At 68.5% G+C, this 9,698-nt stretch carries 10 protein-coding genes; 2 read left to right on the top strand and 8 right to left on the bottom strand.

Going from position 1 to position 9,698, the window contains the following annotated elements:
- Positions 1–526: DDE-type integrase/transposase/recombinase (locus Q0U08_RS13630; RefSeq protein WP_298091933.1), on the top strand; the 526-nt coding region annotated here is incomplete at its 5' end.
- Between the two features lie 78 nt (positions 527–604).
- Here Q0U08_RS13630 and Q0U08_RS13625 read toward each other — a convergent pair.
- Entirely contained in the window at positions 605–2,728 is a 2,124-nt protein-coding gene (locus Q0U08_RS13625; RefSeq protein ID WP_298091932.1) for a TonB-dependent siderophore receptor, read from the bottom strand.
- Positions 2,729–2,870: 142 nt separating this feature from the next.
- Between Q0U08_RS13625 and Q0U08_RS13620 the strand changes: the two genes are divergently transcribed.
- Positions 2,871–4,682: a M14 family metallopeptidase gene (locus Q0U08_RS13620; protein ID WP_298091931.1), complete on the top strand. Its 1,812-nt coding sequence runs from the start codon at positions 2,871–2,873 to the stop codon at positions 4,680–4,682.
- Here the strand turns inward: Q0U08_RS13620 and Q0U08_RS13615 are convergent, their stop codons facing one another.
- The 7 genes from Q0U08_RS13615 to cbiT all read right to left on the bottom strand — a co-directional run.
- Complete coding sequence (locus Q0U08_RS13615) at positions 4,683–5,093, bottom strand: DUF1636 domain-containing protein (RefSeq protein WP_298091930.1); 411 nt, start codon at positions 5,091–5,093, stop codon at positions 4,683–4,685. It lies immediately after the preceding gene.
- A gap of 19 nt (positions 5,094–5,112) precedes the next feature.
- Positions 5,113–5,745 (bottom strand): 5,6-dimethylbenzimidazole synthase, encoded by a 633-nt coding sequence (gene bluB / locus Q0U08_RS13610; protein ID WP_298091929.1) that lies wholly within the window; start codon positions 5,743–5,745, stop codon positions 5,113–5,115.
- Positions 5,742–6,509, bottom strand: coding sequence for a precorrin-6A synthase (deacetylating) (gene cobF / locus Q0U08_RS13605; RefSeq protein ID WP_298091928.1), 768 nt, complete (start codon positions 6,507–6,509; stop codon positions 5,742–5,744). Before cobF ends, bluB begins: the two co-directional genes overlap by 4 nt.
- Positions 6,506–7,819, bottom strand: a complete 1,314-nt coding sequence (locus Q0U08_RS13600; RefSeq protein ID WP_298091927.1) for a cobyrinate a,c-diamide synthase — start codon at positions 7,817–7,819, stop codon at positions 6,506–6,508. Before Q0U08_RS13600 ends, cobF begins: the two co-directional genes overlap by 4 nt.
- Positions 7,816–8,580, bottom strand: a complete 765-nt coding sequence (cobM, locus tag Q0U08_RS13595) for a precorrin-4 C(11)-methyltransferase (RefSeq protein WP_298091926.1) — start codon at positions 8,578–8,580, stop codon at positions 7,816–7,818. Before cobM ends, Q0U08_RS13600 begins: the two co-directional genes overlap by 4 nt.
- Positions 8,577–8,942, bottom strand: a complete 366-nt coding sequence (locus Q0U08_RS13590; RefSeq protein ID WP_298091925.1) for a cobalamin biosynthesis protein — start codon at positions 8,940–8,942, stop codon at positions 8,577–8,579. Before Q0U08_RS13590 ends, cobM begins: the two co-directional genes overlap by 4 nt.
- Positions 8,939–9,698, bottom strand: a 760-nt coding sequence (cbiT, locus tag Q0U08_RS13585; RefSeq protein ID WP_298091924.1) for a precorrin-6Y C5,15-methyltransferase (decarboxylating) subunit CbiT, incomplete at its 5' end; no start/stop codon positions are given. The genes Q0U08_RS13590 and cbiT, both read right to left, overlap by 4 nt.

The following is a 9,698-nucleotide window of genomic DNA, read 5'->3' as shown; positions in this document are numbered from 1 at the left end:
TGCGGCTGTGGTGGAACAGGTTCGGTCCGCTGTTTGCCAGCGACATCCGCCGCCAGCGGGGGAACCGCATGCGGGGCTTCCGCCACTGGTGCTGGCACTTGGACGAAATGTACGTGAAGCTGAATGGTCAGATGGTCTACCTGTGGCGGCTGTCGATCAAGAGGGTGAGGTGCTGGAGAGCTACGTCATCAGAACGCGTGACAAGACAGTGGCGCTTGCCTTCATGAAGAAGGCGCTCAAGCGCCACGGCTTGCCTGATGCGATCACCACTGATGGCCTGCGCAGCCACGGCACTGCCCTGGACAAACCGGGCTGCCACGACCGGCAGGAGGTCGGCCGCTGGGCGAACAACCGGGTGGAGAACAGCCACCTGCCGTTCCGGCAGATGAAGACGCTATGGAAGTTCGCCTCGGTCCACGCCAATATCCACAACCACTTCAATCTGGAGCGCCACCTCACCGACTGGCAAACCTATCGGGCACGACGCTCCGCCGCACTGGCGGAGTGGCAGATGCTTGTCGGCTAGGACGCAGCCTTCAACGACCGCCGTGCATCATGTGGGAGCGGTTCGCGTTGGACTGACAGCAACGCCACAGCCCACCCCTCAGTAGCGTACCGATAGCGACGCCATTACTGAACGAGGGGCGCCGGGATAGATCCACTGCGCGCTGTAGCTGCTCTGGGCGTAGGTCTGGTTCAGGATATTATCCATCTCGACACGCGCGGTGACCTGATCGGTCAGGGCGTAGCCGATGCTGGCCTTCGCCTTCACATAGCCGTCCAGGCGCAGGTCGCTGCCGTCCAGCGCGGCGGCGCGGGGGCCGACATAGCTGGCGCCGGCCGCAAGATCGATGTGCTGCGCGCCCATCGGCACCGTGGCGAACAGTTGCAGCGTGCCGGCATGGCGGGGCACGTTCAGCACGTCGGAGCTGGGGATGTTCGGATCGCGAGCCCTGGCATCGGTGAAGGCGTAATTGCCGATCAGCCGGACCCCGCGCGCCAGATCGATCTCGCCGTCCAGCTCCACGCCCTGCGAACGGATGCGCCCGGTGGTCAGGAAGTTCGGCTCCGCCAGATCGGTGACCAGCACGTTCCGCTTGGAGACGTGGAACCAGCTCGCCGCGGCACGGAGGGACGGCAGCACGACCTTGGCACCGACCTCCCACCCGCGACCGGTTTCGGGTGCAAAGGGCAGGCCGTTGCGATCGACGCTGGAGTTGGCGCGGAAGCCTTCGCCCCAATTGGCGTGGAAAGCGAAGCGGGGATCGGGGCGGAAGCGCACACCGCCGCGGAATTCCAGCGGCTGGCGCTTCAGCCGGCTGACGCGGCGTGTGATCTTGTTGTCAATCGTCTGGTCCAGATCCTCATAGCGCAGGCCGCCGACGACGCTGAAGCTGTCAGTGACCTCCCACATGTCCTGCGCATAGGCGGCGACCGACTTGCGCCGTTCGGCAGTGACGGTGAAGGGGACGAGCGGCCCCGCCGTACCGCCATAGACCGGGTTGAACACGTCGATCGGGTAAGGGTTGGCGGCAGTGGGGCGGAAGCGTTCCTGATAGGTGTCGAAATCAAGATCGTAGAGCGTCACGCCGATGCTGGGCCGGTGCAGGCCGGCCAGGTCGACGGTACCACGTAATTCCGCCCGTCCCGACCAGTCGGTCAGGTTCCAGTCGCGGTAGCGGCGCTGGCGCCGGACGACCCCGTTCACCGGCAGCGACGCGGTCTCGGTCGAGAAGCCCCGGATCGCGGCATCGCGGTACGCCGCACCGCCCACCATCGTCCAGCTCCCGCCCAGATCCTGCTCCAGCGTCACCTCATGGCGCCAGTTGGTCGAGGATACGCGGCCGTCCGCCGGCTCGCCCAGGAAGCGACGGCGTGACACCGCCTCCGTATCGTTGCCGATTGCGGGGATGCCGCGGTCGAAGGGGGAGCGGAATTCGATATATTCACCCTGATAGGTGAGTGTCGTGCCGTCCATCGGCCGCCAGCTTGCCGAAGGCGCGAACAGGCGACGGCGCAGATCGACATGATCGCGAAAGCCGTCGCTATTCTCGATCGTGCCCACCAGGCGGATCGAGAAGCGGGGATCGAGGAGCGATTCCACATCGGCTTCCACCCGCCACGTGCCGAAAGAACCGCCGCTCAACGTGGCACCGGCGCCGGTGCGGAATTGCGGCTTCTTGGTCACGACATTGACGATGCCGGCCGGATCGACCGTGCCGAACACGGCCCCGACCGGACCTTTCAGCACCTCGATCCGCTCGACATTGGCGGGATCGCGCGGGGGGCCGAAGCCACGATTGGCCAGAAAGCCGTCGACGAAATATTCCGCACCGGTGTCCGGCGTGCCCAGAAAGCCGCGGATCGCGTAATTGTCACGCAGGCCGCCCAGATTGTTCTGCTGCGAAATGCCGCTGACCAGCTCCAGCGCGTCGGCCAGGCGGCGCACCCCGTAATCGTCCAGAATGCTGCGATCCAGCGCGATGCTGGCCTGTGACATACGCTCGGTGACGATGTCAGAGCCGTTGACCCGGTCGATGCGCCGGCGGCCCAGTACGACGATATCGTCGACATTGTCATGGTCGTGTGCATGCGCGTGATCGTCGTCCGCCGCCTCGGCCTGCTGCGCGGCCGCCGGCAGCGCAGGTGCCGCGAAAAGGACCGCGGCCATCGCAAGCAAGCGCGTTCCCCCGCCCATCGGCGTCCGCTTCATCGTCGTCATCGTCATGCGTATCCCCGTGCACCGTCATTACGGCTTGCGTTATGATACACCGTCTCATACTGGGACGGTGTTGCGGTGCAAGATGAAAACGGCGGGAGCGCCGCGATATGCCAGCCCGCCCAGGCTTTGACCCTCTCATGGAGTATACGTGTCGCCCTTGTATCCGCTGCTATTGTCGCTGGCCGTGACCCAGCCGAACGCGATCGCCAGCCCGATCCGGGCCGCGCAGGAATCCGCGCCGCCCCACGACGTCCTGCCGCCCGCCATGCCCTGGTCGGGGGCAAGCGAAGCGCTGATCGCGAAGCCAGGCGATCCGTGGATCACGCCGGCCGAGGCGAGCGGCTTCGCCACCACGCCCTCCTATGCTCAGACCCATGCGTGGATCGACCGCCTGGTCGCGACCTCGCCGCTGCTGACGCGCGAGGTGTTCGGCCGGACCTCGGAAGGGCGCGAACTCTATGCGGTGCGCGCGCACCGTGGCACGGCGGCCAAGCCGGTGGTGCTGATCCAGGCGGGCATCCATTCCGGCGAGATCGACGGCAAGGATGCCGGACTGATGTTGCTCCGCGACATCGCGCTGCGCGACAAGGCGGACCTGCTCGACCGTGTCGACCTGGTGTTCGTGCCGATCTACAATGCCGACGGGCATGAACGGACAAGCCCGTACAATCGCCCCAACCAGCGCGGGCCGAACAATCCCGGCGAGCGTTCGACGCCGCAGGGGATCAATCTGAACCGTGATTACGCGAAGGCCGATGCGCCCGAGACGCAAGCAATGCTGGCGCTGCTGCGGCGGCTGGACCCGGTCCTGTATATCGACATGCATGTGTCGGACGGGTTCGATCACGGCTACGACGTGACCTATACCTTTGCCGGTTGGGGCACCTATACCCAGTCGCCTGCGATCACGGCATGGCTGAACGGGTCGTTCCAGGCTGGTGTCGATCCGTTCGTGCGCCGGATGGGCCACCATCCGCACTTCTATCCCAGCGCGATCGACGAGCGCGACCTGTCCAGGGGGCTGCGCTTTGCGGCGGAAGGCCCGCGCTATTCCACCGGCTATGGCGATTATGCGCGCATCCCCACGGTGCTGGTCGAGATGCACTGCCTGAAGCCCTATCGGCAGCGTGTGCTGGGCGCCTATGCGATGATGGAAGGGGCGCTGCGTCAGGTTGCCCGCGATTTGCCCGCACTGCGGGCCGCGATCGCCAGGGATCGTGCCGCCCGGCCGGATACGCTGACCGTGAAATGGGAACGCCGCACCACCCCGATCGCGCAGGTGCCGTTCACCGCCATGGCGGCGGAACGCTATCGCTCACCCGCATCGGGGGAGGAGGAACTCCGCTATCTCGCCCGGACGCAGGAAACCCGCGTGCCGGTGATCGGGCAGGACGCGGTGGCACGGGTGACGCTGCCGCGCGCATGGTGGTTGCCGGCGAGCGCCACCGCCGCGATCGCCCGGCTGGACCTGCATGGTATCCGGTATGAGCGGATCGCCGCGCCGCGCGAGATGACACTGGACCGGGTGCGCGTGAGCGATGCCAAACTGGGCCCGGTCACCGATGGACGGGTGATGTTGTCCGCCGGCGGTTTCCACCATGCGCCGGAAGCCGGGCTATGGCGCGCAGGGTCGGTGCGCGTGCCCTATGACCAGCCGCGCGGACTGCTCGCGGCCGCGCTGCTGGAGCCGGAGGCGGTCGATTCACTGCTCGCCTGGGGCTTCTTTCCGGAGATGCTGCAAAGGAACGACGGCATGGAACGCTATGCCAGTGCGCCGATGGCGGAGGCGATGCTGGCGCGCGATCCCGCGCTCAGGGCGGCATTCGAGGACCGGCTGCGCCATGATCCGGCCTTTGCCGCCGACGGTGCGGCCCGGCTGGCCTGGTTCGTCGAGCGTTCGCCCTATGCCGATGACCGCCATCTGCTGTATCCCGTCGGGCGCGAGATTGAAGGGCAATAGCTACTCGACCAGCATCCCCTCCGGCGGGATGCGGACGATGAAATGCCCCTTCACTCCTTCCGGCCACGCCTTGAAGGGGACGCGGCCATGTTCGCTCTGCGCATAGGCGACCGCATAGTCGAGCAGCGCGCGCGCCGCATCCGCATCGGGCGTGAAGCGGCCGAGGACATAGCCGACCTTGGCGGGCGCGCGCAGTTGGACGGTGCAATGTTCGGTGCAGGCGAACAGGCATGGCATCGTCTCCACCGCGACGGCGGCGTAGCGCGGGTCGCTCGCCTGCACCGCGCGCAACGCCGCCGCGAGACGGGCGCCGCCGCGCCGCCCTTGCTCGTCTTCGCGTGCGTCGGTGGAGAAGCGGCAGGTATCGCAGACGACGAGCGAGGGGCCGGGGGCGGCGGGCTTCAACTGCATGGAGGATCCTTCGGGAAGTTCAGCGTTCGAACAGGCGGTCGGCGAGCGGTTCGCGCGCCTGCCAGCCGCGACGTTCCAGTTCGGGCATGTCGGACGGATTCTGCGGATAACCCAGGCAGAGCAGGGCGATCAGTGTCCAGTCGGGCGGCACGTCCAGCATCGCGGTGACGGGCTGGGGATCGAGGATCGAGACCCAGCCGAGCCCAAGCCCTTGTGCGCGGGCGGCAAGCCATAGCGTATGGATCGCCATGACGCAGGAATAGCGCAGCATTTCGGGCATGGTCGCGATGCCGAGGCCATGGCCGGCGGCAGGGCTTTCGTCATTGAACACGGCGAGCGCTTCGGGCGCTTCGTGCAGGCCGTGGAGCTTCAATGCACGGTAACGGGCGGGGTCGGCCTGTTTGCGTGCGGCGTCCGCGTTGCACGCATCGACATGGGCCGCCAGCCGGGCACGCAGCGCCGGGGTGCGGATGCGGACGAGGCGCCAGGGCTGCGCGTTGCCCACCGAGGGGGCAAGTGCGACGGTGGCGAGCAGCGCCTGCCACAACGGCTCCGGGATGGGATCGGTGCGGAAGTGGCGGACGTCGCGGCGCCAGGCGAGCAGTTGCTCGAACTGCGCGATGAACGCGGCATCGAATTGCGGCGGCGTCACCGGGCGTCCTCTCCCCGGCGCAGCAGATAGGTGTCCATGATCCAGCCATGCTCGGCGCGCAGTGCGGCGCGGGTGGTGACGATGCGCGCCGCGACATCGGCCAGCGGCCCGGCATCGATCGCCTGCTGCGGCATACCGAGATAGGCACCCCACCAGATATGCACGCCGCGCGGCGGCAGATCGGCAAAGGCGCAATGGCCGTCCAGCATCACCGCCAGCGTATCGACACCGGGTGGCCAGCCATCACCCCGCAGGCGGCGGCCGGTGGTGACCAGGACGGGCGCGGCCAGTGCGTTCAGCGGCATGGCATGGGCGGCGGTCAGTGCCTGAAGGCTGGTGATGCCGGGAATGACCGACAGGCGAATGCCGGCTTCCAGTCGCCGGGCGATGCGGATCGTGCTGTCGTACAGCGAGGGGTCACCCCATACCAGCAGCGCGAGGCGCCCACCCTCCGGCAGATGGATGGCGATCTCCCGCGCCCATATCGCCGCGATCGCGTCGTGCCAGCGATCGACCGCATCCAGATAATCGCCCTCAACGTCGCGCGATGGCAGGTCGAATTCCACGACCCGGCGGGTGTCGGCCAGCACGTCGGCGCAGATCGCCCGGCGCAGGTCGATCAGATCGGATTTGGCGGCGCCCTTGCGCGGCAGCAGGATCAGGTCGGCGGCGCGCATCGCGGCCTCTGCGGCGCGGGTCAGGTGATCGGGATTGCCGGTGCCGATGCCGATCAGCGCAAGGTCTATCGTCCTGCGGTCGTTCATCGGGCGGCGACCATGTGGAAGAAGGTGCCGGTCACGGTGCCGCGGTGCGACCCGGTTTCGATCACCGCCGCGCCGGTCGCATCGATGACGTGCGCCAACGGGGCATCGGGCTGGGCGATAACGGTCGAATAATGGAACTCGTGACCCGCGAGGCGGCGGCCGGCGGGCAGCCCGGCCATGGGGGCGTTCAGCGTCGCCTCGCGATAGCCCAGGTGCATCCGGCGCTTTTCGTAGCTGGTGACCAGGCCGAGAAGCCCGGCCATGCGGTGCCGGGTGCCGTCGGCATCGATCAACGCTTCGCCGAGCGCCATATAGCCGCCGCACTCGCCATGGATCGGCCGGGTTCGGGCGTGTTCGGCCAGCATGCTGCGAAAGCGATCCGCGGCGGCAAGGCGGCCGGCATGCAGTTCGGGATAGCCGCCCGGCAACCAGACGAGATCGGCCAATGGATCGGGCGCCTCGTCGGCAAGCGGGGAAAAGGGCAGGATCTGCGCGCCGGCCATCCTCCAGGCGTCGAGCAGATGGGGGTAGGTGAACGAGAAGGCGGCATCCTGCGCCAGCGCGATGCGCTGCGCGGGCGGCGCCCAGTCGGCGATGGTGGTGGTGGCGGGCGCGCGCGGCGCGGCGCGTGCGGCGTCGCGGATCGCGGACAGGTCGACATGCGCGGTCAGGAACGTGGCATAATCGGCGATCAGCGCATCGAGGGCGGGATGCTCGGCGGCCTGGACCAGGCCCAGATGCCGCTCGGGCAGCACCAGGTCGCCGCGCCGCGGCAGCGCGCCCAGTACGCGGATGCCGGCGGCCTCCATGCCGGCACGCACCAGGCGTTCGTGACGCGGGCTGGCGACACGGTTCAGGATGACTCCGGCGAACGGCAGGCCGGGATCGAAGCGTGCGAACCCGAGTGCGGTGGCCGCCGCCGACTGCGCCTGTCCCGATACGTCGATGACGAGGATGACCGGATACCCCATCCGGTGCGCGATCTCCGCACTGGCGCCGGTACCGCTGGCGCCGGGCTTTGCCACGCCGTCGAACAGGCCCATCGATCCTTCGACGATGCTCAGGTCCGCGTCAGCGGCCTTGTCGCCCAGCGCATCGAGCAGGGTGCCCGGCATCGTCCAGCCATCCAGATTGAAGGAGGCGCGACCGCACGCGGCGTGATGAAAAGCGGGGTCGATATAGTCCGGACCGCTCTTGAACGGTTGCACGACCAATCCCGCATCGGTGAAGGCGCGCAGCAGGCCGAGCGTCACCGTGGTCTTGCCGGTGCCCGATGCGGGAGCCGCGATCAACAGGCCGGGCGTGGTCATGCACTGGCGCCGGCGGGGCGAAAACGGCGGTCGTAACCCTCTGCATAAAGGCGACTTTCTCCAAAGCTGGCATCGCCCAGCACCGGTCCGACCAGGATCAGCGCCGTCCGCTCCGGCCCGTCCGCCGCCGCCTCCTCGATCGTCCCGAGCGTCGCCCGCACGATACGCTCCTCCGGCCAACTCGCCCGCCAAACCACCGCCACCGGACATTCCCCCCCAAACCCCGGCATAAGGTCCGCCACCACTAAGCCAAGGTTATGAATCGACAGGTGAATTGCCAGGGTCGCCCCGGTCGCGGCGAAGTTTGCAAGCGATTCGGCGGGGGGCATGGTGGTGGCGCGGCCGGGGGTTCGGGTGAGGACGACGGACTGGGCGAGGCCGGGGAGCGTCAGTTCGGCTTCCAAGGCGGCGGCGGCGGCGGCGAAGGCCGGGACGCCGGGGGTGATGGTGTAGGGGATCGACAAGGCGCGGAGGCGGCGAAGCTGTTCGCCCATCGCGGACCAGATCGACAGGTCGCCGGAATGGAGGCGGGCGACGTCCTGGCCGGCGGCATGCGCGGCCGCAATCTCGTCGATGATCGCATCGAGCGTCATGGGCGCGGTGTTCACGATGCGCGCGCCCGGTGGGCAATGGTCGAGCAGCGCGGCGGGCACCAGCGAACCGGCGTAGAGGCAGACGGGAGAACCGGCGATCCGGTCGCGGCCGCGCAGGGTGAGCAGATCGGGCGCGCCTGGGCCGGCGCCGATGAAGTGAACGGTCATGAGAGAAATCCTTGAGCGATGGCGCAGGTCGCGGTGCGGTCCGGCGCGATGTGCCGCGTTGCAAGAAGCCGTGCGCCGGGGCCGGCGGCGGCGAGCGCGCATGCCTCCGCCACGCTGCCGGTGCCGCGGTGATGCAGGCTGACGGAGGAACGGGTCGGCGTGACGATCTCCGACAGCGCCTGCGGATGAAGCGCGATGATCGGCACATTCAGCAGATCCGCCAGTTCGGTGAGCAGCGCCGCACGATCATCTGGCGCGGCGAGCGCTGCGATCGGCTGGCAACCCTGCACGGCGAGGCGCAGTGCGGCGTGAAGTGCCGTGGTGGTCGCCGATGCGCGGGCACCGAAGCCGGCGACGATCACCGCACGACACTCCACTGGACGATCGGATAGCTGGCACGCCAGCCGCGGCGACGGCCGATCGGGGCTGCTTCGGCGAGGTCGATGCGCAGCAGCGTGCCGCCATGCGCGGTGTGGTGATGGGCGAGCAACGCCTCCGATTCGAGGGTCACGGCGTTGGCGACGAGGCGAGTGCCGGGGACGAGGCGGCCCCAGAGATGGCTCAGCAGCGTATCGGATAGGCCACCGCCGATGAACACCGCCTGCGGGTCGGGCAGCCCGGCGAGCGCGTCCGGCGCGCGGCCATGGACGATGCGCAGCCGGTCTGCACCCAGCGCGGCGGCGTTGGTGCGGGCGCGCCCGGCACGGGTGGCATCCGCCTCCACCCCGACCGCCGCGGTGGCCGGATGCGCGAGCAGCCATTCGATCGCGATCGATCCGGAGCCGGAGCCGATGTCCCACAGCAGTTCGCCGGGCCGGGGAGCAAGCGCGGACAGGGTGAGCGCGCGGACGGGGCGCTTGGTGATCTGGCCGTCATGCGCGAACCAGTCGTTCGCGCGGCCCGCCGCGTGGGACAGCACCGCGCCGCCCCCCGCCACTGCGAGGCCGATGGCGACGGGGTGGGCGATGTCCGCGGGGATCGCGTCGTCGGCGTGGAGCGTGCGGATACGTTCGCGCGGACCGCCCAGGGCTTCGAGGACGGTCAGGTGGCTGGGGCCGAAACCCGTGTTGCACAGATAGTTGGCGAGTTGGGTGACGGCGGCGCCGTCGCGGAGGAGG

Source organism: uncultured Sphingomonas sp. (assembly GCF_946477935.1).
Classification (GTDB): Bacteria; Pseudomonadota; Alphaproteobacteria; order Sphingomonadales; family Sphingomonadaceae; genus Sphingomonas.
The sequence above is the reverse complement of the archived record's forward strand: the minus strand, read 5'-3'. Positions and strand labels throughout refer to the sequence as shown.